Below are 26618 nucleotides of genomic sequence, written 5' to 3'. Positions count from 1 at the left end.
AATAATGTAGAAAAAGCATTGACAAGACTCCGCCTGAACTCTATACTTTAAACGTTAATCCGACAAAAATGGTATGTTTAAATAAGAAGTGTAAATTTGTACCATTGTACGGGATGTTTAGAGTAAAGGAGCCAAGGCAATGCCGGAATTAAGTAATAGGCTGGACGGATTTACCGAATCGATTATTCGCAAAATGACCCGTGTAGCCAGAGAGTATGACGCCATTAACTTATCCCAGGGCTTCCCCGATTTCGATCCGCCCCGGGAGCTGACGGAGGAGCTGCGGAAAATAGCGGACAACGGCCCTCATCAGTATGAGATTACGTGGGGTTCCGAGTTGTTCCGGGAGAAGCTTGCGCTCAAGCAGACAAAGCTGATGGGTATCCCGGTAGATCCGGCAACGAATATTGTCGTGACCTGCGGCAGCACGGAAGCCATGATGGCAGCGATGATGACGGTGTGCAACCCGGGCGACAAGGTTATCGTATTCTCTCCGTTCTATGAAAATTATACGGCGGATGCGATTCTGACCGGCGTAACCCCCATTTATGTGCCGCTCGCCCCGCCGGAATTCCAGTTTGACTCCGCGAAATTGCGGAACGCTTTTGAACAGGGAGTTAAGGCGATTGTCCTCTGCAATCCGTCCAACCCGACAGGAAAAGTGTTCACGCGCGAGGAACTGGAGGAGATTGCCCGGCTCGCGGTAGAATTCGACACGTTCGTAATTACGGATGAAGTCTACGAGCATATTGTGTACGAGCCGCATGTGCATACGTACATGGCTTCTCTGCCAGGGATGTTTGAGCGCACGCTGTCCTGCAGCTCGCTGTCCAAGACGTACTCGATCACCGGCTGGAGACTGGGGTACATTATCGGTCCAGCTCATGTCATTGAGGTCTGCCGCAAGGTGCATGATTTCCTCACTGTCGGAGCAGCTGCTCCCTTGCAGAAAGCGGCGGTGAAGGGACTCGAAATGGACGACGCATATTATGAAGAGCTTACTAAAGTTTATGAGCGGAAGCGGACGCTGTTTCTGGACGGGCTGGACCGGATCGGTCTCAAATATTACAAGCCCCAAGGCGCGTATTATGTGCTGGTAGATATCAGCGAGTTCGGCGAGCCGGATGATTACAAGTTCTGCGAGTGGCTGGCGAAGGAGATTGGAGTGGCGGCGGTTCCGGGATCAAGCTTTTTCCGGGAGGACGTGCGCCAGTATATCCGGTTTCATTTTGCCAAGAAGGAAGAGACGCTGCTCGAGGCGCTCAAACGGCTGGAGAAGCTTGAAGCTTACCGGGGCACGGAAATAACAAATTTAAAATAAATCGAAAACGAGAGGAATAGACAAATGAACAAGATAAAAAAAGGGTTGGTCATTACACTGGTTGTTTCCCTGATGGGACTTCTGCTCGCCGCTTGCGGCGGCAATGAGAAAGCTGCGAATGAGGGCGCATCGCCGGAGACGAAGAAGGACATCAAGATTGGCGTATCTCCCGGCCCTTATGGCGATATGATCACTAAAGCGATTGCTCCTTATATGGAAAAGCAGGGCTACAAGATTGAAGTCGTTCAATTTTCGGACTATGTGCAGCCGGACCAAGCGCTGGGCAGCGGAGAAATCGACGCCAATCTGATGCAGCACACGGTATATCTGACGAAATTCGCTGCGGACAACAAGCTGGACATCGGCAAGGTGATCTCGGTTCCGACAGCGGGCATGGGCGTGTATTCCAACTCGGTGAAGAATATGGCGGACCTTCCGCATGGTGCCAAGGTAGCGATTGCCGTCGACGCTTCCAATCTGGCGCGCTCGCTGCGCTTCCTGAAGGCCCTCGGTTTGATTGACCTGAAAGCCGACGTGGACCCGACCAAAGCTACTGTGCATGACGTATCGGAAAATCCGCATAACCTGGAGTTTGTGACGATGGATGCGGCCCAAATCTCGCGCAGCCTGGACAGCGTGGCGATCGGCCTGATTCCCGGAAACTTTGCCATCGCGGCAAAGCTTGATCTCGCAAGTGCACTGGCTGTTGAGAAGCTGACGGAGGATTACAAGAACGTCGTTGCAGTGCGGACTCCGGATATTGACGGCCAGCTTGGCAAGGATCTGAAAGCGGCAGTTGAGTCGGAAGAATTCCATCAAGCGATTGAAGACGCGAACGGAATTTTCAAAGCTTTTGACAAACCGGAATGGTATACAACCAAATACGGCAAGTAATCAATCAGCTGGACAGCATGGCATGAACGGTGTTGATTGCAGGAAAGGGTGCTCGTGGTGATTGTTCTTGATAAAGTGAACGTGATCTTTAAACAAAAGGGCCGGATAATGCACGCGGTCAAAGAGGCATCCATTACCGTAGGCAAGGGCGAAATCTTCGGAATTGTCGGGCCGAGCGGAGCCGGGAAGAGCACTTTGGTTCGGGTAATCAATCTCCTGCAGCCGCCCGCTTCCGGCCAAGTCATTGTAGGCGGTCAGGATATTACCCGGTTCAAAGGCGCCGCGCTGCGCAATGTTAGATTGAAGATAGGCATGATCTTCCAGCACTTCAACTTGATCAGCGGAGCGACGGTATACAACAATATTGCGTTCGCGCTCAAAGCGAACAACTATCCCAAGGAGAAGATTCGCGCCCGGGTGCTTGAGCTGCTCGAGCAGGTGAATCTGTCGGACAAGGCGCAGGTGTATCCGGCCAATTTGAGCGGCGGACAGAAGCAGCGGGTGGCGATTGCCCGTGCGCTCGCGAACGATCCGGAAATCCTGCTGTGCGACGAGGCGACCTCGGCGCTCGACCTGGAGAACACGGAAGAGATTATCCGGATTCTGCGGCGCATTAACCGGGACAATCCGATTACGATTGTGTTCATCACGCATGAGATGGACGTGGCCCGGAAGCTGTTTGACCGTATTGCGGTGATGGCGGAAGGTGAAATCGTGGAGGTAGGCGATACGTACCAAATCTTTACGGAACCGCAGCATCCCTTGACCCAGTCTTTGGTTTCCCGTGTGCTGAATATTGAAGTGCCGGAGCATTTGGAGCTGAGGGACCAGGAGGAAATGCTAAAGATCACCTACACCGGAGAGAGGGCTTACGAACCGCTCATCAGTAAGGTGTCGAAGGAATTTGACGTGCTGGTCGATATTCTCCACGGCAAGATCGAATATATTCAAGGCAAACCGCTCGGTATTCTGCTTATCAAGCTGAGCGGGGACGCAGCGGAAATTGCCAGAGCCCGGGACTATATCTCCGGACAGGTGTTTAAAATTGAACGGATTTCCGCCGTAAAGGAAGGGGGAGAGCTGAATGGATAGCACCTGGGATATTTTACAGTTGGAGCTGCCCTCCGCGATTTGGGAAACGCTGATTATGATTGGCATTTCCTTAGCCGCTTCGCTTGTGTTCGGATTGCTAATCGGTCTCATTCTGTATTTGTCTGCCAGTCCCCTGTTCTTTCCCAAACGGACGCTTAATGCGGTGATGGGCGTGCTGGTGAATGTGATCCGCTCCGTTCCATTCGTCATTCTGCTCGTGCTGCTCATTCCATTGACTAAGGTGATCGTCAAAACGACCATCGGGCCGGTAGCCGCTTCGGTTCCGCTGGCTTTTGCATCCGTCGCATTTTTCGCCCGGCTGGTTGAAGGGGCGTTCAGCGAAGTGGATAAAGGCGTGCTCGAAGCGGCCATTGCCACCGGAGCGGGCCTAGGTCTGATTTTACGGAAGGTGCTGTTTGTGGAGGCAATGCCGGGCCTGATCCGGGCGACGACCGTGACGGTTATCAGTCTGATCGGTTATTCCGCGATGGCGGGCCTGGTTGGCGGCGGCGGGATCGGCGATTTGGCGATTCAGTACGGATATTACCGCTATGAAACGGGCGTGATGATCGCAACGGTCCTTCTGCTGATTGTCATTGTCCAGGGAGCGCAATTCGTCGGCGATTGGTGCGCCCGGGTATTTACCAGAAAGTAGAGGTGGGTTTCTTGCAGGAACTGTACAGCATTATTTCTGATCCGCAGCGGATCAAGACGGAAGGAATCGCGGAAAAGTACGTTACGGATAATCTGGGACGCCTGCAGGGAACCTGCGACGCTCTGGTGTTTCCGGTCAGTACGGAAGAGGTCAGCGGAGTGATGAAATGGGCGTACGCGAACTCTGTTCAAGTGACGCCGCGTGGGGCGGGGACGAATCTCGTCGGTTCTACCGTTCCGGAGCATGGGGGGATCGTGCTTGATCTGTCCCTGATGAACCGGATTGTGGAGCTGGACGAAGACACGTTGACCGTGACGGTGGAACCGGGCGTTCTGCTTGCCGACCTGCAAGCCTATGTGGAAGCCCGCGGGCTGTTCTATCCGCCAGATCCCGGGGAGAAGCAGGCGACGATCGGCGGCAATATCAGCACCAATGCAGGCGGCATGCGCGCGGTCAAGTACGGCGTGACGCGGGATTATGTGCGCGGGTTGACGGCAGTTCTGCCAAGCGGCGAGGTGATTCACACCGGCGGCAAGGTGGTGAAGGACAGCTCGGGGCTGTCGCTCAAACATCTGCTCATCGGTTCGGAAGGCACGCTTGGCATCATCACCGAATGCGTATTGAAGCTTATTCCGAAGCCTGCGTTCGTAATGGGGGCGCTTGTGCCTTTTGACAGCCTGAAGACAGGGATTGACGCTGTGATTCGGCTCATTCACGAGAATGTGGGACCGACCGCTATCGAGTTCATGGAGCGCAAGGTGGTTGCGTTGGGCGAGCGGTTTATGGGAGTCTCCTTTCCATATCCGGAGGCGTCGGCGTACATCCTGCTGTCCTTCGACGGCAACAGCGAGGGTGAAGTCCGCTCCAATGCGGAGCGCGCGCGTCAGTCTGTCGTTCGCAGCGGAGCGCTCGACTTCCTGCTGCTGGAGGACAAAGAGACTCTGGACGAAGTCTGGAAGGTTCGCGGGGCGCTGGTCAAGGCGGTAGAAGCGGTGTCCGAGCAGGAGCCAGTGGATATCGTCGTACCGATCAACAAGACGGCGGATTTTATCGCTTACGCCAATAAAGTGGAGCAGGAAAGCGGCGTGCAGTTGATCAGCTTCGGCCATGCCGGGGACGGCAATGTGCATTTATGCGTCGTACGCGGGGAGCGGGATGCGGAGGCTTGGCGGAAGGATTTGAAAGCCGTCATGAGCCGCATCTACGGAAAAAGCCATGAGCTTGGCGGCTTGACGTCGGGCGAGCATGGAATCGGGCTGAGCAAGAAGCCTTATTTCCAGAAAGCAACGGACCCGGCGGTGATCGCTGCCATGAAGCAGATCAAGGACGCGCTTGATGACCGCCACATCCTGAATACGGGCAAGATTTTTTAAGGAAAAATAATAGGTTAGAGATGAAGCACCGTCACCTGTTTTTAGGGTGAGGGTGCTTCTTTTTTTGTTACAGCAGAACGGTAATCTGGAGCGTCAACCGTCCTGGGAGTATCAGTAGAAAATCGGCGATAGCTAATACCTATCAAAAGATAGCTTATTAATCTTGGTAAAGTCTGAGAGAGCATGCTAATCTGTTGACATCTGGCCAGATACATAATTGATAGAAGAAGGAGGGCAATAAAGTGGCACATAACGAAAGGTTATTGGAAGCTAATGAACAAAACTTTGCTTTGGCTGCCCAATGTGTAAGCAAGGGAGGAGTGATCATCGCCCCCAGTGATACGAATCTGGCACTGACGCTTAATCCATGGGCTGATGAAGCCATTGACCGGGCTTTCGCCATCAAGAATAGACCGGCGACCTCCGCGTTGACTTTGTTTTTTCTGAATCCCAATGAATGGAAAGAATATGCGACGGCGGCTGATCCCGGGCTTGTCCAAGCATTCGTTGATGCTTATTGGCCCGGCCCCCTCAATATTGTGCTCCCGAAGAAAGAAAATGTTCCTGATAAGATGATTCGCGGCGGCTCCACAGTAGCGTTGGGTTGTCTCAGCAATCCCGTATGGCGGGGAATGATGCGTTATTTGGATATGCCTGTGACCATGACATCAGCGAATCTTTCAGGTCAGGCTGACGGTGTTCTTGTAGATATGAAGCTGGCTCTGAATCAAGTCGGGAGCAAGGTGGATTATATGCTGGAAGGAGGGGCTCAAGGTACGACAAAGTCCAGTACGATCATCGACCTTTCCGGAGAACCTCGCGTCCTGCGGTATGGAGATATTACTGTCGCCCAGTTGAATCAAATCGCTCCCGTCTTTAAGGAAATTAGTTAAGCTCTATCTTTGAACTAATTTCAGAGGCAAGTTGCCGCTTTTCAAAAATCTCCTTTCAAGCCTAACCCAATCCGGCTCTAAGGGAGATTTTTGTCTATTTCTGGATTTATTGCTGCTTCCCCAGCAAATTCAACTGCCAAGTCACCCCGAATTGATCGCCGACCCAGGCGAACTTATCGCTGAAAGGATATTTATCCAGAGGCATGAACACCTGGCCCCCCTCGGACAGCTTGCCGAACAGATTCTCGATCTCTTCCTCGGTCTCGCAATTAACATAGAGTGAAATGGCGGGTGTAAAAGTAAAGTCATGCGGGGTATTGCTGTCAATGCACATAAACTGCTGGTCGTTCAGGGAGAACACGGCATGCACCACGCTTCCTTCAGCTCCTGCCTCGCCAGGTCCGTAACGCTGCATATGCAGAATTTCCGACCGCTCGAACAAGGAAATGTAGAAGTTCATGGCTTCCTCGGCTTGTCCGGAAAACATTAGAAAAGTCGTGATCTTTTGATTATCCATAAACATCGCTCCCTTATAGAAATAGAAAAAAACAAACTCAGAAACGAACAAGTGTTCTCTATACATCATTATTAATAAGTATCGACGACTTGTCAAGTGCTTAATCATTTTCAAGAAAATCGCATCTTTGCCCTGTCCTAATTGTTAATAAAGGTGGATAATGGAATCGGCAGGCAGAAAGAGTGATTCTTAAAAAGAAAGGGCGGTAGCAATGAAAGACTTAGTTCAAGCGAGGAAAAAAGAAATGAGTTATCATGAGCAGTTTTACCGCGACACCGCTCTTTTTGAACCTGGGACATGGTTATCCAAGCCGGTAGAAGTCGTACTGGATATGCTTTCAAGATTAGACCTTAATAACGAAGTCAGAGTGCTTGATTTGGGATGCGGCGTTGGAAGAAACAGCATTCCTATCGCGCAGAAAATTCAGAAGACGGGCGGGTCTGTGGTTAGTATGGATCTGCTGCCCATCGCCATTGACAAACTAAGAACATACGCGGAAAAATACAAGGTGAATGAAAGTATACATACAAAAGTAGCGGATGCGGAATTTTATCCGATCACACCAGGCCATTTCGATTACATTATCGCTTGTTCCTGCCTTGAGCATGTCTCCGGCATAGCCGCTTTCCGGTCTGTGATTCAGCGGATGATTAACGGTACAAGAAATGAGGGTATCCATTGTATCCTGATGAGCACGGAAGTCATGGAATATCAGATTGAAACTGGTGAAGAAACGGAAGGAGAGATTGAATTAAATCTGAAGACGGAAGAGGCTGTCAGCACGTTGAGAGAATTGTATACGGATTGGGAAATTTTGATTCAAAGAGCGGTACCGCAGACCATTCACGAAAAAAAGTATGAAAAAGAGATAGAATTCAGAAGCACCTGGCTTACTTTTGCAGCAAGAAATGCGAGAAAGCGATTTTGAGGAGGCCTAACGCAGGTGACCGATTTAAAGCGGATTGGGCAAGGCAGAACCGCCGATATATTCGAATATTCGCAAGGAAGGATTATCAAGCTGTACAAAAAAGATTTTCCCGCCGAGGCGATCAATCAGGAGCTTGTGGTCAGCGGGTTAGCCAGTTCGCTCGGTATTCGCACGCCGGAGCCTTTTGGACATACACAACTGGACGGCAGGGACGGATTAATATTTCAGCGCATATCCGGTGTTTCTTTACTTAGTCTTATTATCAAAAAGCCCTGGGCCATTTCTAATTATTCAAAATTACTGGCGAGCCTGCACGCTGAAATCCATGCTTATGAGGCGGCTGAATTGAACAGGACTCAGAAGAAGGTCCTCTGTGATTACATCCAACAAGCTCCCCTGCTTACCGAACAGGAAAAGGAAAAGATTATCCGCTACACAGAGGAACTGCCTGACGGGAACAAGCTGTGCCATGGCGATTTTCATCCGGACAACGTGCTGTGTGACGAAGGGTATTGGATCGTTGACTGGATGACCGGAATATCGGGAAATCCTGCCGGCGACACGGCCAGAACGGTTATTTTGCTCAGTGTCGGTTCTATGCCTGACGATACTCCAGCTCCCCTTAAGCTGTTTGTCCAATTCCTAAGAAACAAGGTAAAGGCAGCCTACATTAAAGAATATCTTCGTTTAACCGGGCATGAATATTCAACCATCGATGAGTGGATATTGCCGGCAGCGGCGGCCAGATTGGTCGAATGGATTCCGCAGAATGAGAAAGACGCGCTGTTATCTATCATCAGAGCGAGGTTAAAGACATTGGTATAATCTTCATTGGATCGAAGGGAGATGCCTAAAATTGATTTATGTAATCAAATTTATCTACAGCTTCGTGCTGCCTCCGGGAATATTTGTTGTGCTGCTGGCGCTGCTGGCATTATGGCTGTTATGGAAAAAACAGCGCGGTCCGGCAGTGGTCCTTCTCTCCGTAACGCTGCTGCTGTATTTGGCGTCGGTGCCGCTGATCGCGAACCCGCTGATGCGCAGTCTGGAATCGCGGTACGCCCAGCCGGAGCGGGTTCAGGGCGACTGTCTGGTGGTGCTCGGAGGCGGGGCTACGACAGGAACGCCCGACATTGATGGCGAAGGCAGCTTGGGCGGATCGGCGGCCAATCGGCTGGTAACTGCGGTCCGGCTGCATCGCTTGACTGGATTGCCGGTGCTGTTCAGCGGCGGGCAGGTTTTTGCCGACAGCGGCAACGAGGGCGATATCGCCCGCAGGCAGCTGCTCGGACTGGGAGTGGATGAACGGAGTATTCTTATCGAGAACCGTTCGCTGAACACGGAGCAGAATGCCGAATTTACGGCCGCGCTCATGAAGGAGCACGGGCTAAGCCGCCCGGTGCTGGTTACTTCGGCATTCCATATGCCGCGGGCGGTTGCGGAGTTCAGGCAGACCGGAATGAAGGTTCAGCCGTATCCGACCGATTACCATATAAGCGGCGGCGCCACGGCGGCTTGGTATGCGAGCATGCTGGCGCCCAGCCCTGGTGCAATTGGAACGGTTGGAACGGCGCTGAAGGAATATCTCGGATTACTGGCTGCTGTGATCAAAGATAAAATATAACGATGGAGGATCTAGGTTATATACTTAAGCGAAGATCCCGTTTCTTCGTGGAGCGGGAGTTCCGGAACAAGGGGATCGCCCGGAGGATTGTGCAGCGGCTGGAAGAGGAAGCGGCCAGGCAGGGATATAAGGGAATCAAGCTGGAAACGGGAGATCAGCAGACCGAGGCGATCGGATTCTACAAAAAGAATGGCTACGGCGAGATTGAACGGTTTAGAGAATACGCCGATTGTCCATCCAGCCTGTGTTATGAGAAGAGACTGTAGATTAGAAAAAGAAGGTGATCATTTGAATTTTTCGCATATTTTATTTGATCTGGACGGAACGCTGACGGACCCGAAGATTGGTATTACCAAGTCGGTGCAGTACGCGCTGGCCAAGTTTGGGATTATCGAAGACGATTTGGATCGTTTGGAGCCGTTCATCGGGCCGCCGCTGGCTCATTCGTTTCAGGAGTTTTACGATTTTTCAGAGGAGGATGCCTGGCAGGCCGTGCAGTATTACCGGGAGTATTTTGCGGACAAGGGTATTTTCGAAAATGAGCTGTACGCCGGCATTCCCGAGCTATTGAGCATGCTCACGCAGCGGCAGGCCGTTCTGATCATAGCAACTTCCAAGCCGCTTGTGTTCGCGGAGAAGATTCTGAAGCATTTTAAGCTGGATCATTTTTTTCATGCGGTGGTCGGGAGCAACCTGGATGGAACGCTGTCGGATAAGAGTGAGATCATTAAGTATATCCTGGAACAAGAGAATTTGGACACAGCCAGCACCGTAATGATCGGAGACCGGAAGCATGACATTATCGGAGCGCATAACAACGGAATATCGTCGATTGGGGTCTTGTACGGATATGGCAGCGCGGCTGAGATGGAAGCTATTGGGCCGACGTATTGCATACATACTGTGCAGGAACTATATGAAGCATTTGCTTCAGGAGAGGAGGAGGCAGGATAACTATGATTTCCATCAGGAAGATCGGCAAAGAAGATTTGCCAGAGTTAAACGGTTTGTATGAGGAACTGACGGGACACAAGAGCAATGAGGCCAAGCTGGTCAGCGTGTTCGAGTCGCATGAAGATAATGACAACTACATACTGCTGGGTGCTTTTCAAGACGATATACTGGCTGGTTCGCTAATGGGGATCATCTGCCAGGATTTTGTGGGAGAATGCAAGTCTTTTATGGTTATCGAGAATGTCGTTGTTGCCAGCCGTTTCAGAAGACAAGGTGTCGGCAGGGTACTAATGCAGGAAATCGAGCGGGCGGCGCGGGAAAGAGATTGCACTTATATCATTTTTGTATCGGGCGGGCAGCGGACGGAAGCGCATAAGTTCTACGAAGAGTTAGGCTATCGGGAAGAGAATGTGATGGGGTTTCGCAAGCATTTTTAAAGGAGCGTCAGCTTAAGGAAAGGCGGTAAAGGAATGCCGATCGATTTTCACGACCACAATAATCAATTCACCTATGCCTCCAGAGAGGCAGAAGCAAGCTGGGTTCAAACGATTGAGCGGTACGTCCGGCTTCAAGGGAAGCGGGTGTTGGACATAGGCTGCGGCGGACAATTGCAGGGACATTCCGAACATTACTTTTGTTTGCTCAAGGGAATGCGCTTGATACGGGTCTCAAGGATGGGGAATACGATATCGTGCTGGATCGCGCGTTGATTCATCATATTAGAGATTTAGGCGCGTGCTTTCGGGAAGCCCATCGGGTAATGAAGCCTGGCGGAAAATTCATCATCCAAGACCGGACGCCTGAAGATTGCGCGCTTGCGGGAAGTCCAAGCCATATCCGGGGCTATTTTTTTGAAAAATACCCGAAGCTGCTACAGCAGGAAATTCAAAGACGCTATTCCGGCAGTGAGGTTATTGACGCTTTAAGACAGACCGGGTTCAGCCTAACCGCCGAGTTCTCATACTGGGAAACCCGAAAAAGATATGAGGACTTCGAACAGTTGGGACTGGATTTGCTCAAGCGGACGGGAAGATCCCTGCTATTTGAACTGACGGATGACGAGCTCTCGGAGCTGGTGAACTTCATCGGGCAGCGTCTGGCAAGCGGCCAACCCATTCAAGAACAGGACCGATGGACGGTGTGGATCGCGGAGAAACAATAAGAACGGCCGGAGGTGAAAATGATCATGTCCATGGATTTACAGCCTGTTACATATCGGGAGTACACGCCGACAGGGGAAGAGTTTATCACCTTGGTTGAAAGCGCGGGCTGGCACGGGGTAACGGAGAAGGGAAGCGAACAGCTGGAAAAGGCTCTGCGCCAGAGTTGGCTGGTAGTTTCGGCTTTTGAGGAGGATCGGCTGGTTGGAATGGGCCGGGTGATTTCGGATGGCATTTTTCAAGCGTTCATATGTGATTTGATTATTTTACCGGAATACCAGGGCAAAGGCATTGGCGCCGGTATTCTGAACAGATTGCTGAAAAAGTGCAAAGAACAGGATATCCTGATGGTTCAATTATTTGCGGCGGCGGATAAGTCCGGATTTTATAAAAAGTTCGGGTTTGAGGAACGGCCTGAGGCGGCGCCGGGGATGAGATGGGTCGGCAGAGACAGCGTATAATCGTATAACAGCGGGAATTCGCGGCGAAACCGATGTGAAGTTGAAGAATTTCGATTCTACAAAGAGGATCAGATTCCCGAAATCGTAATACCTTATCCAAGAGAGATCTTTACCCGGTAAAAAAGGGAAGCTGCGATGTTTGATTTTAGAAGATGATTATAAATGCGAAATGGGTGAAACGCTTGAAAAAAGTGCTGGTTCATTTGTTAAAGATGGTCGTTTTGGTCACCGTATTGCTGCTTGTGGGGTTTGCTGTCAGCGAGATTACCGAATACCGAAGTCAATATTTCAAGTTCCCATTCCCCGATCAGCTTGTTTTTCTTTACCCTCTAATTCCCTCCCTTTCCGGTTTGGTTATCGGAGTTGAGACTTTACTTCGAGAACGCAGCCGTAAAGGCCGCTGGACCTTTAACGGGTATCGGCTGATTTTTCTTGCTTTACCTGCCCTATTGTTCTGTGTTTATCCGTATATGCCATGGAAAATGGAGTGGCTGCCGAAGGGCGTAGTTTATTTGCTGCTGACTTCCGCTCAAATCAATGTAATCTCCGGTGTGCTGTTCGGATACTTTGTGATTACAAGTTTGGAGAAAAGGGACACTGGAATCACTTATCTGGAGAAGGAGCGAAAAATATAAATCGTTGGGAATATCGGACGGTAAAATATAAGACGGGCGGCTTTCTGGGTGGCAAGCTGGACGAGGAGGACTTTCAAAATCTGTTGAACAGCTATGGAAATGACGGCTGGGAGCTTGTTTCCTGCTTTGATACCAGCATCAGTCAGGGTCAGACCCGGGATGTTGTGGCCATTTTCAAAAGACCAGTATGAGGACATTGTAAATCTGTAGTGAACGATGATGCGCCAAGCTATTTTCCATACTAGGTACTTCAATCCGAATTGAAGTACCTAGTGCTGGAATTTGGTATCTGATCTGGAGTACAGCACAACCGACCCGTCAAAATTTTTCAGCTTTACGTATTCATCGGAGAACATTTGGACAAGACCTGCGCCTACGCGGGAATACATGCCGTCAGGACCGATCTGCAGAGCGAACACGTATTTTTGCGCCAGCGCGGCGGTAAAAAATTCAGCGTTTTTCATAATCGTATATGGCATGAGGTTCCCTCCTGGTTTTTTTGGACTAACATATGGGATCGCGTTAATTTGCTAAATTATACATCGGTGTTTCAAAAGTTTCAATGGGTTTTCATTTTGGTCACATTTATGGAAAAAAGGGCAGAAAAATAAAGCAGCGACCGGCGCTGGAAATGGCGTCCGATCCGCTGCTTTTTCATACATCGCTGCTCTATGCCTTGCCTCTGCCTCCCGGGCGTGAATCACGGTTCCCGGTCAGACTTTCCTCTACATTGTCCATAATGCCCCTGACGATATCTTCCACCTTGCCGGTCGACCCTTCCCTATTCGACTGAGGGCTGTCGGGATCGGGAATCGGCTCGACGCCGCTTCCCTTGGGATCTGTCAGCCTGCTCTTATCCTCCATGGTATCTCATTCCTTTCTGCACAGGTTCGCTGATTAGGTTATGCAATACCGGTCTTTCTATGTACTGAGTAAACCGGATCAGGGAAATTGAGCACAGACTTCATTGAACGGTTTGGGCACAAGGGAGAATCCGGAGATAGACAGCACTTGTTCTTAAGCAGATACAGGCACGGACGGGAAAATGTCCCTTTCATTTTCGAAAAAAAGCCCGTTCTAGAACGATAAGCGGGAAAAGCTCCGGCTTAATTCTCCAATTTCTTATGGCTTCGGTAAAATCGCCTGAATAAAGCGGAGAAATTCCCTTCAAAGCGCTGTTTAAACCGTTTTCAGACAAATAAGAGGGAGGAATTCCGTTTCATCCGTCCCCCCCATTTCCCGATCACCGTTGACATGCAGTGCAGGTGGCAAATATAGGATGAGAGCGGCTGAGATGCCTTGAATTGATATATAACCAAAAGCTGGCGGGCAGACGCGCGCAGCCCTCCCCCGCAGAAGGGGGAGGGCTGCCATATTAGGAGAGCAATTACGTTAATGTTAGAGCAAACTGCTGTCGCAGGAAGCTAGGATTGCAATGTGGACAACGCTTTCAATTTCCAGGCGACAATCTCTTTGAAAATGTCTTTAATACTCATGTCTAAGCGCGTTCTTTGGATCTTGAGAATATCTTCCGATCTTACGCTTACCTTCCTACCGTAAACCGTGACCTCCCATTCATAGCCCAAACCGGAAGTTTTTCTCACCATGGACATTTCGTAAGAAGATTGGCGCGCCTCATCATTAATTGCCTGAACATCCCGTGATAAACGTTCGAGCCTTTCTTCAGTAGCGTTGTGAAATAAAAGAACCATAATTGTCCCTCCTAATAGTAGTTTGGTAGCATAACTTTATCGATCAGCGATTGTACAATACTGACTTCAAAAGTGTATGTTTTGTAATGTATATATAGTATGATACTGGAACTTGAGGCAGGAGTGAAGAGATGTTTTTGTCGGAATCATTCGAATGCTCAAAATAGCCAGATGGTCCCAAATTATTTCGTATTTGTCTTCATCTAAAACGTTTACACCCTTGAATTTACTTGAGATTTGAGATATCCATTTTGTATATCATACAGTATGTCGACATTTTGCTTATTTACGTTATTAAACAGAAGAGGATTTGTCGAAACACCCTGCAGTACACTCTTTGTTTACCGGCTGCATTATCCTGTTGTGTCTTCCACATTTGTAATTTAATATTAATCAATAATGCTGCAGGAAGGAGCCGGCATCGTGGCAAAACAGAAGTACTATGTGGTATGGGAGGGACGGAAGCCGGGAGTGTACGCGACTTGGGCGGAATGCAAACGGCAGACGGACCAGTTTACAGGAGCAAAATACAAATCCTATGAGTCGAAGACCGCAGCTGAGGAAGCGTTCCGGATAGGCTGGAAAGGCAATTGGGGCAAGACGGGATCTGAAAAAGGCAGCGCAGCCGGAGGGTCTCAGGGAAGCTATACTTCCAAGCGGACGGGCGCGCAGACCGCGGAATCAATTGACTATGACAGCATCTCGGTTGATGTGGGAACAAGGGGAAACCCCGGCCCTGTCGAATATAAAGGAGTAGACACACGGACTGGTGAGGTCATCTTCTCCTGCGGTCCGATTAGCAAGGGTACGAATAATCTCGGTGAATTTCTGGCTATTGTGCACGCCCTTGCGCTTCTGCAGAAAGAAGGCAGCGGCAAGACGGTATACAGCGATTCGGTCAACGCAATGAAATGGGTCAGAGAGAAAAAGGTCTCGACCACCCTGCCCCGGGACCATACAACGGAGGAGATTTGGGGGTTTATCGACCGGGCGGAGAAATGGCTTCAGACGCATACATATGATAACAAGGTGCTGAAGTGGCAGACCCGGCAGTGGGGAGAGATCAAGGCGGATTACGGAAGAAAATAAGAGAGAAGCGTCCCCTGCATCCCAGCAGGAAACGCTTCCATACTGGGGAGATATGGAAGGGGAACCCTATGATATTCGGCAACGATTGGGACGAGGTATTGCATGAAGAAACGCAGAAGCCGTATTTTCAGGATCTGCGCTATACATTGGCCAGGGAATACAAGCAGTATACGGTTTATCCGCCGAAGGAACTGCTGTTCTCCGCTCTGAAGCAGACGGACTACAGCAAGACGAGGGTCGTCATTCTTGGACAAGATCCTTATCATGGCGCGGGACAGGCCCATGGGCTCAGCTTTTCGGTGATGCCTGGTGTGCGGATTCCGCCGTCCCTGCGCAATATTTATACTGAGCTGGCCAGCGATATCGGCGCTGATATTCCGAATCACGGGTCGCTGCTGCATTGGTCACAGCAGGGGGTGCTGCTGCTCAATGCGGTTCTGACCGTGCGCGAAGGCCAGCCCAACTCGCATAAAGGAATGGGCTGGGAACGGTTTACGGATGCTATTATGGAGAAACTTAACGAAAGGGACACACCGTTGGTCTTCATTTTATGGGGCAGCCATGCCCAGCAGAAGGGTGCTTGCATCGACCATAGCCATCACAAAGTGATCCGGTCGGCTCACCCGAGTCCGTTCTCGGCTCACCGGGGCTTTCTCGGCAGCAATCCATTCTCGCAGACCAATCAATTTTTGAGCGCTCACGGTCTGGAACCGATCGATTGGAACATACCGAATTTATAGGACGGGTCAGGCAGAAGGGGGCTATTAGAATGAGACATTGGGTAGGCAAGCCGGTTATTGCGTATCTTGGAAAGCCTCCTTACGTCACGATGAGAGGAGTGCTGCGCAAGTGGGACAGCGCCGCAGGGCGCGTAGTCATCGGCCATCAGGAGGCCGGAGTCCCTATTCGCGACATTGCGATTATCAAAGCGCTGGCTCCCAAAGAAAGAGCGCTCCCTCCAGTCCTTCATTCCGTCGGCTATATTATGAAAGACCGGCTGCAATTCGATAATGCCGTCTATTTCAAGTCGGCGGTCACGGTCTGGAAGGGGGACCGGCTGATTGCGCTTAATACCACCCTTGTTTCCCATACGAAGGGATCGGTCACTTTGGAAGACGGAAGAACGCTGATGAAAGGGACGCATCTGTTTGTCGTCCGCTCGCTAAAAGGCTAGAGCGCAAGTTTAAGCCAGCAACCTCAAGAGCCTTGTCTGCAAATTATGCAGGCAGGGCTCTTTTTAACACGGTATAGACAGGCCTCAGTTAAGTTTCATTCATCCGTTCTGCAACGATAATTTCGTATACCCGAAGAAAAATAATTTTGACGGTCATATAGACCGGCAGTGCCAGCAGCACACCGATAATACCGTAGAATTCTCCGCCCACAAGTACAATGATTACCGTAGTCAGCGGATGGACATCCAGAGATTTGCCGTAAATGATCGGAGTAAGCAGGTTATCCTGGATTTGCTGTGCAGCGACAATAATGACCAGAGACCACAAGGCGGTCATGGGAGATTCGATAAAACTGACGATTACAACGGGAATGGAAGCAAGAATAGCGCCGATATAGGGAATGAAGTTCAACGGCACCGACACGAGGGCAAGCAGCAGGGCATATGGCAAACCGATCACAAGAAAACCGATGTACAGGGTGAGGCCCAGGATCAGATTCAGAATCACCCGCGTAACGATGAAGCTGCTGAGCGCAGAATCGACTTGCTCCAGCGTTTCCTGCCCTTCACTCCGGTATTTTCGCGGAATCAGTCCGAGCAGAATACGGGGCAGCTTATGGCTGTCTTTCAGCATATAGTACAAAATAATCGGCAGCGTGGCCACAACGACAACAATGTTGGAGATGACCGTTATCAGATTGCTGATGGAGTTCGTTACCCAGGTTACCGCGTTTTGCAGGTATTCGGTTAGCCGGACCGTCAAATCCGATTCCCCGTGAAATAACCTCGCAAACATCGGGTTCTCGCGCAGACGGTCAAGCTGGGTCTGGAGATCCTGGACAAGGTACGGCGCGTTTCGGATAAAATTTTGGATTTGATCCTGCAGCGTCGGCCAGACGGCGACCCAGAAAATAGCGAACAGAGCAATAAATACGGCATAGATGAGCAAAATGGCGATCGGGCGCTTGAGCTTTCTTTTTTCCAGATAATTGACCAGCGGGCGGAGCAAATAATACATGAATCCGGAGAGCATCATCGGTACAAGCAGCAGGTTAATGATGGTTCCGATAGGCGAGAATAGAACGATAACCTTGGAGCCGAGATAAAGGATAAGCAGTAGAAATATGATTCCAAGCGTGGTACGGAAAAACTTGTTCTGCAGCAGCAATGGCCGCACCTCCTAATATGGACCCAAATAGTATGTATGATGGATCTACTAATATGCAGTCTACTAAATAGTTAAACCCGATTCCAGGTTTGTAACCGCCGGATTCATTTCAGGCCAAGGAATGGCGAACATGACAAACAGGCTGTCTTCCCGAATTAATCGGAACGAAAGACAGCCTTGCTTTCATGTACTTCTGCGAGAGCGGCGCCGCCGTTTCTTCTTGAAATATAAGACTTTATAAGCTTCTCGCCTATCGTTTGGCCTTATATTTTTACGAGAAACGTACCTGCTTCTTAAAAAGACTCCGTCAGGCGTTTCTTCTTATTATCTTAATTTTTTGTTAGGTTCTGCCTGAGTCGTTTCCTTTGCTTTTACAAGGGACAAGAAAAAGAAGAAATCGCCTAAAGCGCTCAGCGCCGCAGCGATGATGGCGTAATCTTCTGCGGACATTTCCTCTTCCTGTGGGATGCGTTGGATGTTTTTCTTATTTGCCATCTTCTCTCACCCGCTTCATCTGGTCGTATGCTACAAGGTATGCTGCGAAGAGTAAAGACGGAATAGGCGGGAAGGATGTATTTTCCAAGGCTTCTTGAGCAGGAAGGGGCATATTGATTATACTGGATTAATCGGACAATCACTGGCTAAAGGAGAATTAAGGGATGATACTGCATAAAGGGGAGATTTTATTTAGGCAGGGCGATAGCTGTGATACGTTGTACCATATCAAGAGCGGTCTATTCAAGGTGACAAGACTGCATGAGAATGGGAATATCGTGCTGTTCAACATTCTTTATCCCGGGGAGACGGTGCCTCACCATTCGCTCATCTCGCCTAAAGAAGCTCACGGGACGGCCACTGCGCTCATGAGCAGCGAAGCCCAGCCCATCCCGGCCTCGGAATGGTACCGCCAGCTTCGCGAGGAGCCGGGTAAAGCAATGGAGGTTGCCCTTCTGCTGCAGGAAAAGGTAAGATTCATGCAGACCCGGCTGGATCATCTTACGATCGGGTCGCCTGCCGAAAGGCTGGAGCTGCTAATAAAATGGCTGCGCGATTATTCGCACGGGGTCCCATTAACCGAACTGCTGACTCAGGAAGAGATCGGACAGCTGATCGGCGTCCGCAGGGAGACGGTGAACAGGCTGCTGCGCGGCTGAGCTTGTACTTTTTCTGGAAGAACTTGTCTACTTGTTGGGAAATAGCCTTTTCTGTGGTATAATGGGGTCAGAATTCAAAACAAAATCGAAAGGATCAGGATACCATGTGTCCCCGAAGGACGATTCCCCAAAGGACGATTTGGAAACGTTATGATCTATCTTATACTTAGCTTCCTTGTAGAAGGTGTGTGAACAGTCAGTTGACGCTAGCCGCCTCTACGAAGGAAGGGAATAGGTATGCGAAGGAGAAAGACAACCGATTCACCCCGTCGTAGAGGTTGGTGGGACGTCTAGCCGCCATTTACGATAAGGGGAGCCTGTATGAGGAACCATAACAGCGGTGTTCGTCTGCCGCTACAATTGACGATTAATTTGATCGGAACGTTGTTGCTTAGTTTTACTTACTATCACATCAATTATCAGAACCATTTGACCGAGGGCGGGTTCGTTGGGCTGTCGCTGCTCGGCAAGTACGTTCTGGGACTGTCGCCATCGCTCACCGTGCTGCTGCTTGATCTTCCGGTTCTGCTGGCAGCCTTGGTACTCAAAGGAAAGAGATTTGTCTGCAATACATTTATTTCCATAGGGTCGTTTACCGTGTTCTACGGACTGATGGAGCGCTATTCCGGACTAGTGCTTAATTTCCATGGCAACCTGGCGCTGGCGGCGCTGCTGTCCGGACTGCTGACGGGTCTTGGCGCGGGACTGGTGCTGCGATGCGGAGGCGCTAGCGGCGGTGATGACATCCTGTCTCTCTTGATCAGCGAGTGGAAGGGGATTAAGGTCGGCACCGTGTTCATTATAATGGACATTGTCGTGCTGCTGCTGTCACTCTTCTATATGCCGCTCAGAGAAACGATGTATACGGCGATGGCGGTGATCGTGGCCGGCCAGGTTATCACGTTTATAACCTCGCTTGGCAAGCCGAAACGGACAAAGAAAAAGCTGCAGGTTCAGCCTGCGCTTGTGGGCCGTAAAGAAGCAACCGCCGCAGGAAAATTATAATAATTATTTGGGGTCAGCCGAAACCGGCTGGCTTTTTCTACGTATAGAAGGAGTAAGGATGCAAATCCTAAAACTATACAGTATCCGAATAAAAGGAGGAAACAGCATGCTCAGGAGGCTTATCGACAAACTCATTCACTCCGTCGGACACTCGAAACACGAAAGACACGGAGGTTCTTCCGGAAATTACCGGAGACCAATGCATTACAGAAATTCGTCCAGCAGCAGACCCGGTTACGGGAGCGGACGCGGCCACGGCTATTACAAGAACAGATATGGAAGTTCAAGCTGAATATTCGCTTCTAAATGCAGTAAATAAGAAACGGATGCTAACCTATTTTAGGGAGGCGTCCGTTTCTTGTTATTCATTGAGATCGGCTAAGGAGTCCAAATCGGATAATGCCTGCTGGGCATCCCGAATGAACTCCTGCGTTTCCGTGTATGGATTCGATTCCTCGTCAAGCAGTCTCAGCAGTATGTGCCGCACTCCCGCCGTAAGCTCCAGCTCTTCGGACCAGCTTCGCTCGGCGCCGCCCGGCGCGGGAGTATACCCTGAATACAGCATATAAAGCATAAGATGTCCGATATCGTGCAAATCCGATTGTTTGGACGCGGGCATGCGCTTTGGCAGTCCGTCCTTATCCCGCTCCGCTTCGCCGTTATTACAAGGGGGATCGTCCCCGATCCGGCGGGCCAGACCAAAATCGATTAAGTAGATATCATCCCCCCGGAGAATGATGTTGGGAATGCGCAGATCAAGGTGCACGAAGCCGCGTTCATGCACATGGTTCACCCGTTCCATCAAGCTCAAGACGAAGCGGAGCGTGTCTTTTTCCCCGAAAATGAATCCCCGCTCGAAAATTAGCTGCTCCAATGTATAACCCTCAATATAATCGGTAACCAGCCAAGCAGAGCCGTTCTCCTCAAAATAATCTCTGCAGGCCGGGATATAGGGATGATCCAGCTGCTTAAGGATATCCCGTTCCCGCTTCAGCATCTGCTTCCCAGCATCCTGTTTGCTCGGTTTGGCCTGTTTGACGGCCACCTGGCGTCTCTCCCGCTTATCCAGGCAGCGGTAAGCCAGTCCGTAGCTTCCCATGCCGATCCGGGAGAGCACCTCGTAACGCTGCCCAATCAGCTCTCCTTTCTCCCTGGGGTAATCCCTCCAGGCGGATATGAATGCGCGCATGCGTGCAAGCAATGGACATCCTCCCAACAGTATTCCGTCATGTGTAATCTATTCCTTCATTATTGCATATTTACCTAGGGCATTCGCAAGTCTGGAAGTCAGATGACAAGAGATGCGGTTAGAGTTTCTTACCTGAAAAGTGGGGCTGCAAGTTTCAGAAATTACATCCAGTGTTTAAGCTACAGTATAAAGAAAAAATATTGAAATCTAATCATTGAGGAGGCGTAAGCTTGGATCTGCTAGCCATTATTAAAGCCATCGTACTTGGTCTGGTCGAAGGCCTGACCGAATTCGCTCCGGTATCTTCTACAGGACATATGATTATTGTCGATGATATATGGTTGAAATCGCAGGAGTTTCTCGGAAAATACACAGCTAATACATTTAAAGTCGTGACCCAGCTCGGTTCAATCCTTGCGGTTGTCGTCATTTTCAGGAAACGTTTTATTGATTTGCTCGGACTGAAACGCTTTAGCAAGGAATCGCTTGAACCGGTCCCGGACGGCCAGCTGCAGGTACAGACCGGGGGCCGTCTGAAGCTTGGACAGGTTATTGTAGGTCTCATTCCTGCCGGTCTGCTAGGAATGTTATTCGAAGATTATATTGATGAATATTTGTTCTCGACATCAACCGTGCTGATCGGTCTGGTAATTGGCGCCCTATTTATGATTTGCGCGGATTTATTTGCTCCGAAGCGCGCCAGGAAGCAGAGTGTTGACCAGATTACATACAGGCAAGCGCTTGCGGTGGGGTTAATCCAGTGTGTCTCGCTCTGGCCCGGCTTCTCCCGCTCCGGCTCGACGATTTCGGGAGGCGTCCTGCTTGGCCTGAGCCACCGGGCCGCCGCCGATTTCACCTTTATTATGGCCGTTCCGATCATGGCCGGCGCAAGCCTGATCTCGCTTTACAAGAACTGGCAGTATTTTACGCTCGATGCACTGCCGTTCTTTATCGCCGGATTTATCAGCGCCTTCGTGTTCGCGCTGCTGTCGATGCGGTTCTTTCTGAAGCTGATCAACCGGATCAAGCTGCTGCCGTTCGCCATCTACCGCATTGTGCTGGCCACCGTGGTCTATATTATTTTCTTTTAACCGGTTATCAGGTATCGATATAACCAGAACCCCTATCTCCTATTGCGAGCCGCAGGGTCTTGCCGTAACATAAATGTTGTACTCATCAACCACTCAAACCATTCACTAAATAACGGAAACAGGTGCTTGCCGGAATAGAGAATTCCGGAGCTTAATAGGGAAGCTCGGTGCAAAGCCGACGCGGTCCCGCCACTGTAACGGAAGAGTCTTTCAGCCCTTTATGCCACTGTCAGCCCGCGCTGACGGGAAGGCCGCTTACGGACGATGACGCCGCAGCCAGGAGACCTGCCTGTTTCAACGCACTGCAGTACCTACGGGAGATAGGGAGGTGTTAGATCGCAAACGTGATATTAACGTAGGCGTCTTTCCTCTTGGGCTTTTAAGGAAGGACGCCTTTTTGTTGGATCGTTTATGTGAAATAGGAAGCGGGCCTTCCGAGGCGGATAAGATGTCACTTCCTCAAACAACGTAGTTTGATGTTTTTTTGGAAGACCACGGCAGGATAAGTCGAATAGGAGGAACATGGAAATGACAACGCAAGTAAAAACAAGCAATCTCGGATATCCAAGAATCGGCGCGAACCGGGAATGGAAAAAAGCGCTGGAGGGTTACTGGGCGGGACGAACCCAGGAGGAACAGCTGCGGGCGGAAATGGACCGCATGCAGCTGGGTAATCTGCGCAAGCAGCAGGAGGCGGGTATCGATCTGATTCCTGTCGGAGATTTCACCTATTACGATCATGTGCTGGATACGGCAGTCATGTTCGGCATTGTGCCGCCCAGGTACCGGTATGAAGATAGACCTGCCGGACTGGATTTATATTTTGCCATGGCCCGAGGTAATTCCCGGGCGGCGGCATGCGAAATGACGAAATGGTTCAATACGAATTACCATTACATCGTGCCGGAGATCGGGGATCTTAAGCCTGTTCTGACGGAGAACAAACCGCTTGCCGCATACCGGTTCGCCAAATCGCAGGCGGGCATTGACGGCAAGCCCGTGGTCATTGGACTCTATACGTTCCTGAAGCTGTCCAAGGGCTTTGCCCCTTCGGAAATCCGCAGTGTGGCGCAGCGCTTTCTGCCGGTCTATGTGCAGCTGCTGCAGGAACTGGAGCGAGAGGGGGCGGCCTGGGTTCAAATAGACGAACCTGCGGTAGTGACCGGACTTCGGGAAGAGGATATTAAGCTTCTAAGCGAAATTTATGGCGAGCTTCATTCCGCTGTTCCGGGACTCTCCATTATGCTGCAGACTTACTTCGAGTCCGCCGAACCGCTTGAAGCCCTGCTGAAGCTGCCGGTGCAGGGGATCGGACTCGATTTTGTACACGACAGCGGGGCTAATCTGGAAGCGATCGAGCGCTTGGGCTGGCCGAAGGATAAGACGCTTGGAGCCGGAGTGATCGACGGGCGCGGGATTTGGCGCTGCGACCCGGATGATAAGCTGGCGCTGGCTCAGCGCTTGACTGCCCTTGTCCCGGAGGGCAAATTGATTTTGCAGCCGTCCAGCAGCCTGCTGCACGTGCCTGTGACAGTGCGCAGCGAGGAGAAGCTGAAGCCGGAGGTGCGCAGCGCGCTGGCCTTCGCCGATGAGAAGCTGGCGGAGCTTGCGCTGCTGAAACGGGCGCTGCTTGAGGGCCGTGACGCCGCCGGGGCTTCGTTAGCCGAGACGCAGGCTGCGCTGGCCGCCTTCCGCAAGCTGCCCGAGCGCAGCCGCGCGGACGTGGCGGAGCTTGAACGCGGCCTGGCCGAGCTGCCCGACCGGCGAAGCCCGGCCTATGCCGAGCGGGCAAAGCGCCAGCAGGACAAGTGGCGGCTGCCGCTGCTGCCGACAACGACCATCGGCAGCTTTCCGCAGACGCCGGAGGTCCGGCAGGCGCGGCTGAAATGGCGCAAGGGCGAGCTGAGCGAGGAAGTCTATGACGGCTTTATCCGCCGGCAAATTGCGGACTCCATCGCACTTCAGGAGAACATCGGTCTGGATGTTCTGGTGCATGGCGAGTTTGAACGAACAGATATGGTGGAGTTCTTCGGGGAGAAGCTGGATGGATTTCTGTTCACCCAGAACGGCTGGGTGCAATCCTACGGTTCCCGGTGCGTTAAGCCGCCGGTCATATACGCCGATGTCGCGTTCACCGAACCGATGACTGTCAAGGAAAGCGTCTATGCGCAGTCTTTGACGAAGCTGCCGGTAAAGGGCATGCTGACCGGGCCGGTCACGATTCTGAACTGGTCCTTCGTGCGTGACGATTTAAGCCGGGAGCGGCTAGCGAACCAGATTGCGCTCGCGCTGCGGCAGGAGGTGCTGGCACTCGAAAGCGCTGGAGTGGAAATGATTCAGGTGGACGAGCCGGCGGTGCGTGAAGGACTTCCGCTCAAGGAGAAGGACCGCAGGCATTATCTGGACTGGGCCGTAAAATCTTTCAGAATCTCAACGAATCTCGTCCGCGATACGACGCAAATTCATACCCATATGTGCTATTGCGAATTTGGTGATATGATCGACTCCATTTCCGATATGGATGCGGATGTTATTTCCATTGAGACATCGCGCAGCCATGGTGAGCTGATTGCAAGCTTTGAGAAAATGGAATATGACAAGGGGATCGGCCTTGGAGTATACGACATTCATAGTCCGCGGGTTCCGTCGGTCGAAGAAATGGAGACCGGCATCGACCGTGCGCTGCGGGTGCTGCACCCGGAGCAGTTCTGGATCAATCCGGACTGCGGACTGAAGACGCGGGGCTGGAGCGAGACGGAGGCATCATTGCGAAATATGGTGGCGGCCGCTGAGGATGCAAGAAAGAAAGCGCGGGCTATTCAGCCGTAACTTGCGAAAGATCGACTTTAAAAAGCAATAAACCGGGAATCCGATCCCGGTTTATTGCTTTTTATATACATACCTTATTTCTTCTTAAACGTGTCACAATCTGTTTCTTCGGAGCGGGAAGCTTGTTGCACGTTGTTGAAAGCAATGAAGATCGACTCAGCGTTGCACTTGTTTTCATTCGCCCAATAAGTACAGGTGTTCACTTCGCAAAGCACATCTTTTGCCATAAGTATTCACCTCCTGTCATGAAATGAATAACGCCCGGACAAGGTGGACCTTATCCGGGAAAGCACGCCCTCATTCTTGCGAATGTAGGGCTGTTCGTTAGTATAATTTCCTCATTCTTCTTGATTTATACCACAAAGGTCATACCGGAGGATGATCCCAGGACACTAATATACCCGGTATCTGAGATACTCATCAGCGCCTGTCTAAAGAAATTGCATAAGAAAGATTTGTGCTCCGCAACCTTTCAATGTCTGGAAACGTCTGGAGATTAAAGATCGGACCAACAGATAATTTTTGGGGGGATGCGGATGTTCAAGCGAGGTCTGTATTGTATGGTAACGGTGCTGTTGTTGTCTATCATGCTGGTTGGCTGCAGTTCGGGCAGCGGCGCCAGGAACGCGGATAAGGCTGAAAAATCCCTGATGAAAAAAAGCGACTCGTCTCAATCGAATGCGGTCAGCAAGGGGGCTCCTGCTGCGGACGTTCTTGCAGATACCGCCGAAACCGCGCAAGCTGCCGGATCGGAGGGCGGTAAAGAGTCTGCAAGCTACTCGGCTGCAGAACAATCCATCAGCAGTTTCAGCGGTTTCGCGTCCGGCGATGTAGCCGCTGGGCTGAACAACAAGCTAATCTATCATGCCAATCTCAATATGGAAGTCGAAAATTACGAGCAAGCGCAGACGGAAGTGCGGAATATGATTAATCTTGCCCGCGGATACATTCTTGGATTCACGGAAACGATGTCCGATTCCGAGCATGGCGGTACATTTGTTATAAAGGTGCCGGCCTCCGGGTTTTCCTCTTTCCTGGACAGTCTAGAGAAGATCAAGAGTGAATCTCTTCAAAGCAGCATCGAGGGTCAGGACGTTTCCGAAGAGTATGTTGACCTCGAAGCGCGTCTGAAGGCGAAGCAGCTGCTGGAATCCCAGTACGTCGAATTTATGAAAAAGGCGACCAAAGCCACGGATCTTGTATCGTTTGCCAACGAGCTTGGCAAGATTCAGGAGGAAATCGAGCAGATCAAGGGAAGAATGCGTTATATCGATCAAAATGTGCTGTACTCGACGGTGGAACTGCGGCTGTACCAGCCGGACGAGAGCACTTTAAGCTTGCGTAAGGACGAGCCGCAGTCCCTATTTGCCAGAGCCTCAGACGCGCTGCGCGGAACCTTGAATGCCCTCTCCACGGGGTTAGAGTGGCTCTTTATTCTCCTGGCCGGGGCGCTGCCGGTACTAATCGTAGCCGGCCTCATTCTAGCCGCGCTGCTCTGGGTCCGTCGTTCTAGACGCCGCCGCGCAAAGGCCTCGCTGCTGATCCGGGAAGTCAATCGGCGTACAGACGAGGGGGCTTACGAAGGACCGGCTGGACAAAGCCGGACAGACGGAGAAGATGAGCCTGGAGAAGCGCTGCACACGCCGGAACCGCCAGAAGATAAATAAGAGAAAAAGCCTCCGGACGGGCGAAAGGCCCGT

General features: G+C 51.0%; 32 protein-coding genes and 1 riboswitch. Of the genes, 24 read left to right on the top strand and 8 right to left on the bottom strand.

What is annotated here, in order from left to right; translation table 11 throughout:
- Positions 1-139: 139 nt before the first annotated feature.
- The 6 genes from PDUR_RS18065 (at position 140) to PDUR_RS18040 (ending at position 6228) form a co-directional block, all read left to right on the top strand.
- Entirely contained in the window at positions 140-1321 is a 1182-nt protein-coding gene (locus PDUR_RS18065; RefSeq protein WP_042207535.1) for a pyridoxal phosphate-dependent aminotransferase, read from the top strand.
- A 24-nt stretch (positions 1322-1345) separates the two neighbouring features.
- A complete protein-coding gene (locus PDUR_RS18060; RefSeq protein ID WP_042207534.1) occupies positions 1346-2215 on the top strand; it encodes a MetQ/NlpA family ABC transporter substrate-binding protein in 870 nt (289 codons plus the stop codon).
- A 57-nt stretch (positions 2216-2272) separates the two neighbouring features.
- Positions 2273-3307: a methionine ABC transporter ATP-binding protein gene (locus tag PDUR_RS18055; RefSeq protein WP_042209483.1), complete on the top strand. Its 1035-nt coding sequence runs from the start codon at positions 2273-2275 to the stop codon at positions 3305-3307.
- The gene (locus PDUR_RS18050) at positions 3300-3962 is read left to right on the top strand and encodes a methionine ABC transporter permease (protein WP_042207532.1); all 663 of its coding nucleotides are present in this window, start codon (positions 3300-3302) and stop codon (positions 3960-3962) included. The genes PDUR_RS18055 and PDUR_RS18050 overlap by 8 nt, the downstream gene beginning before the upstream one ends.
- A gap of 11 nt (positions 3963-3973) precedes the next feature.
- Positions 3974-5335, top strand: coding sequence for an FAD-binding oxidoreductase (locus tag PDUR_RS18045; RefSeq protein WP_218918413.1), 1362 nt, complete (start codon positions 3974-3976; stop codon positions 5333-5335).
- 242 nt (positions 5336-5577) lie between these two features.
- Positions 5578-6228 carry an L-threonylcarbamoyladenylate synthase gene (locus PDUR_RS18040; protein WP_042207529.1) on the top strand — a complete coding sequence of 217 codons (651 nt, stop codon included), beginning with the start codon at positions 5578-5580 and terminating at the stop codon, positions 6226-6228.
- Positions 6229-6334: 106 nt separating this feature from the next.
- Here the strand turns inward: PDUR_RS18040 and PDUR_RS18035 are convergent, their stop codons facing one another.
- Positions 6335-6751 carry a VOC family protein gene (locus tag PDUR_RS18035; protein WP_042209482.1) on the bottom strand — a complete coding sequence of 139 codons (417 nt, stop codon included), beginning with the start codon at positions 6749-6751 and terminating at the stop codon, positions 6335-6337.
- Positions 6752-6956: 205 nt separating this feature from the next.
- Here PDUR_RS18035 and PDUR_RS18030 point away from each other — a divergent pair, with 205 nt between their 5' ends.
- From PDUR_RS18030 to PDUR_RS17990, 10 genes are all read left to right on the top strand, one after another.
- Positions 6957-7673 carry a class I SAM-dependent methyltransferase gene (locus PDUR_RS18030; protein ID WP_042207528.1) on the top strand — a complete coding sequence of 239 codons (717 nt, stop codon included), beginning with the start codon at positions 6957-6959 and terminating at the stop codon, positions 7671-7673.
- A 15-nt stretch (positions 7674-7688) separates the two neighbouring features.
- Positions 7689-8498: a phosphotransferase family protein gene (locus PDUR_RS18025; RefSeq protein WP_042207527.1), complete on the top strand. Its 810-nt coding sequence runs from the start codon at positions 7689-7691 to the stop codon at positions 8496-8498.
- A 31-nt stretch (positions 8499-8529) separates the two neighbouring features.
- A complete protein-coding gene (locus PDUR_RS18020) occupies positions 8530-9297 on the top strand; it encodes a YdcF family protein (RefSeq protein WP_042207526.1) in 768 nt (255 codons plus the stop codon).
- A 2-nt stretch (positions 9298-9299) separates the two neighbouring features.
- A complete protein-coding gene (locus PDUR_RS18015; RefSeq protein ID WP_052410283.1) occupies positions 9300-9563 on the top strand; it encodes a GNAT family N-acetyltransferase in 264 nt (87 codons plus the stop codon).
- Positions 9564-9585: 22 nt separating this feature from the next.
- Positions 9586-10251, top strand: a complete 666-nt coding sequence (locus tag PDUR_RS18010) for an HAD family hydrolase (protein ID WP_233277388.1) — start codon at positions 9586-9588, stop codon at positions 10249-10251.
- A gap of 2 nt (positions 10252-10253) precedes the next feature.
- Positions 10254-10688 carry a GNAT family N-acetyltransferase gene (locus tag PDUR_RS18005; RefSeq protein WP_052410282.1) on the top strand — a complete coding sequence of 145 codons (435 nt, stop codon included), beginning with the start codon at positions 10254-10256 and terminating at the stop codon, positions 10686-10688.
- 197 nt (positions 10689-10885) lie between these two features.
- A complete protein-coding gene (locus PDUR_RS28210) occupies positions 10886-11413 on the top strand; it encodes a class I SAM-dependent methyltransferase (protein WP_233277387.1) in 528 nt (175 codons plus the stop codon).
- 24 nt (positions 11414-11437) lie between these two features.
- A complete protein-coding gene (locus tag PDUR_RS17995; RefSeq protein WP_169744920.1) occupies positions 11438-11872 on the top strand; it encodes a GNAT family N-acetyltransferase in 435 nt (144 codons plus the stop codon).
- Positions 11873-12054: 182 nt separating this feature from the next.
- The gene (locus PDUR_RS29210; RefSeq protein WP_169744875.1) at positions 12055-12507 is read left to right on the top strand and encodes a hypothetical protein; all 453 of its coding nucleotides are present in this window, start codon (positions 12055-12057) and stop codon (positions 12505-12507) included.
- On the top strand, positions 12435-12698 hold the full coding sequence (locus PDUR_RS17990) for a DUF4177 domain-containing protein (RefSeq protein WP_233277583.1): 264 nt from the start codon (positions 12435-12437) through the stop codon (positions 12696-12698). The genes PDUR_RS29210 and PDUR_RS17990 overlap by 73 nt, the downstream gene beginning before the upstream one ends.
- A 78-nt stretch (positions 12699-12776) precedes the next feature.
- On the opposite strand, the gene PDUR_RS17985 is transcribed toward PDUR_RS17990, so the two are convergent.
- The 3 genes from PDUR_RS17985 to PDUR_RS17975 form a co-directional block, all read right to left on the bottom strand.
- Positions 12777-12986, bottom strand: coding sequence for a hypothetical protein (locus PDUR_RS17985; protein WP_025688120.1), 210 nt, complete (start codon positions 12984-12986; stop codon positions 12777-12779).
- Positions 12987-13176: 190 nt separating this feature from the next.
- The gene (locus PDUR_RS17980; RefSeq protein ID WP_042207524.1) at positions 13177-13371 is read right to left on the bottom strand and encodes a hypothetical protein; all 195 of its coding nucleotides are present in this window, start codon (positions 13369-13371) and stop codon (positions 13177-13179) included.
- Positions 13372-13931: 560 nt separating this feature from the next.
- Complete coding sequence (locus PDUR_RS17975; RefSeq protein ID WP_042207523.1) at positions 13932-14219, bottom strand: hypothetical protein; 288 nt, start codon at positions 14217-14219, stop codon at positions 13932-13934.
- A gap of 423 nt (positions 14220-14642) precedes the next feature.
- Here PDUR_RS17975 and rnhA point away from each other — a divergent pair, with 423 nt between their 5' ends.
- The 3 genes from rnhA (at position 14643) to PDUR_RS17960 (ending at position 16482) form a co-directional block, all read left to right on the top strand.
- On the top strand, positions 14643-15308 hold the full coding sequence (gene rnhA, locus PDUR_RS17970; RefSeq protein WP_042207522.1) for a ribonuclease H: 666 nt from the start codon (positions 14643-14645) through the stop codon (positions 15306-15308).
- A gap of 71 nt (positions 15309-15379) precedes the next feature.
- Entirely contained in the window at positions 15380-16048 is a 669-nt protein-coding gene (locus tag PDUR_RS17965; RefSeq protein WP_042209477.1) for a uracil-DNA glycosylase, read from the top strand.
- 29 nt (positions 16049-16077) lie between these two features.
- Positions 16078-16482 carry a hypothetical protein gene (locus tag PDUR_RS17960; protein ID WP_042207521.1) on the top strand — a complete coding sequence of 135 codons (405 nt, stop codon included), beginning with the start codon at positions 16078-16080 and terminating at the stop codon, positions 16480-16482.
- A gap of 88 nt (positions 16483-16570) precedes the next feature.
- Here the strand turns inward: PDUR_RS17960 and PDUR_RS17955 are convergent, their stop codons facing one another.
- Together PDUR_RS17955 and PDUR_RS28845 are read right to left on the bottom strand one after the other, a co-directional pair.
- Entirely contained in the window at positions 16571-17650 is a 1080-nt protein-coding gene (locus PDUR_RS17955; RefSeq protein WP_042207520.1) for an AI-2E family transporter, read from the bottom strand.
- A 324-nt stretch (positions 17651-17974) separates the two neighbouring features.
- Positions 17975-18145 carry a hypothetical protein gene (locus tag PDUR_RS28845; RefSeq protein WP_156130496.1) on the bottom strand — a complete coding sequence of 57 codons (171 nt, stop codon included), beginning with the start codon at positions 18143-18145 and terminating at the stop codon, positions 17975-17977.
- Between the two features lie 164 nt (positions 18146-18309).
- Here PDUR_RS28845 and PDUR_RS17950 point away from each other — a divergent pair, with 164 nt between their 5' ends.
- Together PDUR_RS17950 and PDUR_RS17945 are read left to right on the top strand one after the other, a co-directional pair.
- Positions 18310-18804, top strand: coding sequence for a Crp/Fnr family transcriptional regulator (locus PDUR_RS17950; RefSeq protein ID WP_042207518.1), 495 nt, complete (start codon positions 18310-18312; stop codon positions 18802-18804).
- 321 nt (positions 18805-19125) lie between these two features.
- Positions 19126-19809, top strand: coding sequence for a YitT family protein (locus PDUR_RS17945; RefSeq protein ID WP_042207517.1), 684 nt, complete (start codon positions 19126-19128; stop codon positions 19807-19809).
- A gap of 361 nt (positions 19810-20170) precedes the next feature.
- On the opposite strand, the gene PDUR_RS17935 is transcribed toward PDUR_RS17945, so the two are convergent.
- Positions 20171-21010 (bottom strand): serine/threonine protein kinase, encoded by an 840-nt coding sequence (locus tag PDUR_RS17935; RefSeq protein ID WP_052410278.1) that lies wholly within the window; start codon positions 21008-21010, stop codon positions 20171-20173.
- A gap of 218 nt (positions 21011-21228) precedes the next feature.
- On the opposite strand from PDUR_RS17935, the gene PDUR_RS17930 reads away from it, so the two are divergent.
- Both PDUR_RS17930 and metE read left to right on the top strand, forming a co-directional pair.
- Positions 21229-22089 (top strand): undecaprenyl-diphosphate phosphatase, encoded by an 861-nt coding sequence (locus PDUR_RS17930; RefSeq protein WP_042207514.1) that lies wholly within the window; start codon positions 21229-21231, stop codon positions 22087-22089.
- A gap of 103 nt (positions 22090-22192) precedes the next feature.
- Positions 22193-22396: riboswitch (cobalamin riboswitch) on the top strand.
- Between the two features lie 221 nt (positions 22397-22617).
- Positions 22618-24918 carry a 5-methyltetrahydropteroyltriglutamate--homocysteine S-methyltransferase gene (gene metE / locus PDUR_RS17925; protein ID WP_042207513.1) on the top strand — a complete coding sequence of 767 codons (2301 nt, stop codon included), beginning with the start codon at positions 22618-22620 and terminating at the stop codon, positions 24916-24918.
- A 74-nt stretch (positions 24919-24992) separates the two neighbouring features.
- Here the strand turns inward: metE and PDUR_RS28205 are convergent, their stop codons facing one another.
- Positions 24993-25145 carry a DUF1540 domain-containing protein gene (locus PDUR_RS28205; RefSeq protein ID WP_081949577.1) on the bottom strand — a complete coding sequence of 51 codons (153 nt, stop codon included), beginning with the start codon at positions 25143-25145 and terminating at the stop codon, positions 24993-24995.
- Between the two features lie 309 nt (positions 25146-25454).
- Between PDUR_RS28205 and PDUR_RS17920 the strand changes: the two genes are divergently transcribed.
- The gene (locus tag PDUR_RS17920; RefSeq protein WP_052410277.1) at positions 25455-26585 is read left to right on the top strand and encodes a DUF4349 domain-containing protein; all 1131 of its coding nucleotides are present in this window, start codon (positions 25455-25457) and stop codon (positions 26583-26585) included.
- Positions 26586-26618 lie beyond the last annotated feature (33 nt).

This window comes from Paenibacillus durus (assembly GCF_000756615.1).
In the GTDB taxonomy this organism is placed as follows: Bacteria; Bacillota; Bacilli; order Paenibacillales; family Paenibacillaceae; genus Paenibacillus_AQ; species Paenibacillus_AQ durus.
Note: the sequence above shows the minus strand (reverse complement) of the source record. Positions and strands in the feature narration are given on the sequence as shown.

Bases quoted from the DNA above. Each gene is read 5' to 3' on its own strand.
- PDUR_RS28845 (WP_156130496.1), bottom strand. From the start codon at position 18,145: ATGGCAAATAAGAAAAACATCCAACGCATCCCACAGGAAGAGGAAATG.
- metE (WP_042207513.1), top strand. From the start codon at position 22,618: ATGACAACGCAAGTAAAAACAAGCAATCTCGGATATCCAAGAATCGGC.
- PDUR_RS17995 (WP_169744920.1), top strand. From the start codon at position 11,438: ATGTCCATGGATTTACAGCCTGTTACATATCGGGAGTACACGCCGACA.
- PDUR_RS18050 (WP_042207532.1), top strand. From the start codon at position 3,300: ATGGATAGCACCTGGGATATTTTACAGTTGGAGCTGCCCTCCGCGATT.
- PDUR_RS18065 (WP_042207535.1), top strand. From the start codon at position 140: ATGCCGGAATTAAGTAATAGGCTGGACGGATTTACCGAATCGATTATT.
- PDUR_RS17920 (WP_052410277.1), top strand. From the start codon at position 25,455: ATGTTCAAGCGAGGTCTGTATTGTATGGTAACGGTGCTGTTGTTGTCT.
- PDUR_RS18030 (WP_042207528.1), top strand. From the start codon at position 6,957: ATGAAAGACTTAGTTCAAGCGAGGAAAAAAGAAATGAGTTATCATGAG.
- PDUR_RS17945 (WP_042207517.1), top strand. From the start codon at position 19,126: ATGAGGAACCATAACAGCGGTGTTCGTCTGCCGCTACAATTGACGATT.
- PDUR_RS18060 (WP_042207534.1), top strand. From the start codon at position 1,346: ATGAACAAGATAAAAAAAGGGTTGGTCATTACACTGGTTGTTTCCCTG.
- PDUR_RS17975 (WP_042207523.1), bottom strand. From the start codon at position 14,219: ATGGTTCTTTTATTTCACAACGCTACTGAAGAAAGGCTCGAACGTTTA.
- PDUR_RS28205 (WP_081949577.1), bottom strand. From the start codon at position 25,145: ATGGCAAAAGATGTGCTTTGCGAAGTGAACACCTGTACTTATTGGGCG.
- PDUR_RS17950 (WP_042207518.1), top strand. From the start codon at position 18,310: ATGATACTGCATAAAGGGGAGATTTTATTTAGGCAGGGCGATAGCTGT.
- PDUR_RS17985 (WP_025688120.1), bottom strand. From the start codon at position 12,986: ATGCCATATACGATTATGAAAAACGCTGAATTTTTTACCGCCGCGCTG.
- PDUR_RS18035 (WP_042209482.1), bottom strand. From the start codon at position 6,751: ATGTTTATGGATAATCAAAAGATCACGACTTTTCTAATGTTTTCCGGA.
- PDUR_RS17960 (WP_042207521.1), top strand. From the start codon at position 16,078: ATGAGACATTGGGTAGGCAAGCCGGTTATTGCGTATCTTGGAAAGCCT.
- PDUR_RS18015 (WP_052410283.1), top strand. From the start codon at position 9,300: ATGGAGGATCTAGGTTATATACTTAAGCGAAGATCCCGTTTCTTCGTG.
- PDUR_RS17980 (WP_042207524.1), bottom strand. From the start codon at position 13,371: ATGGAGGATAAGAGCAGGCTGACAGATCCCAAGGGAAGCGGCGTCGAG.
- PDUR_RS18005 (WP_052410282.1), top strand. From the start codon at position 10,254: ATGATTTCCATCAGGAAGATCGGCAAAGAAGATTTGCCAGAGTTAAAC.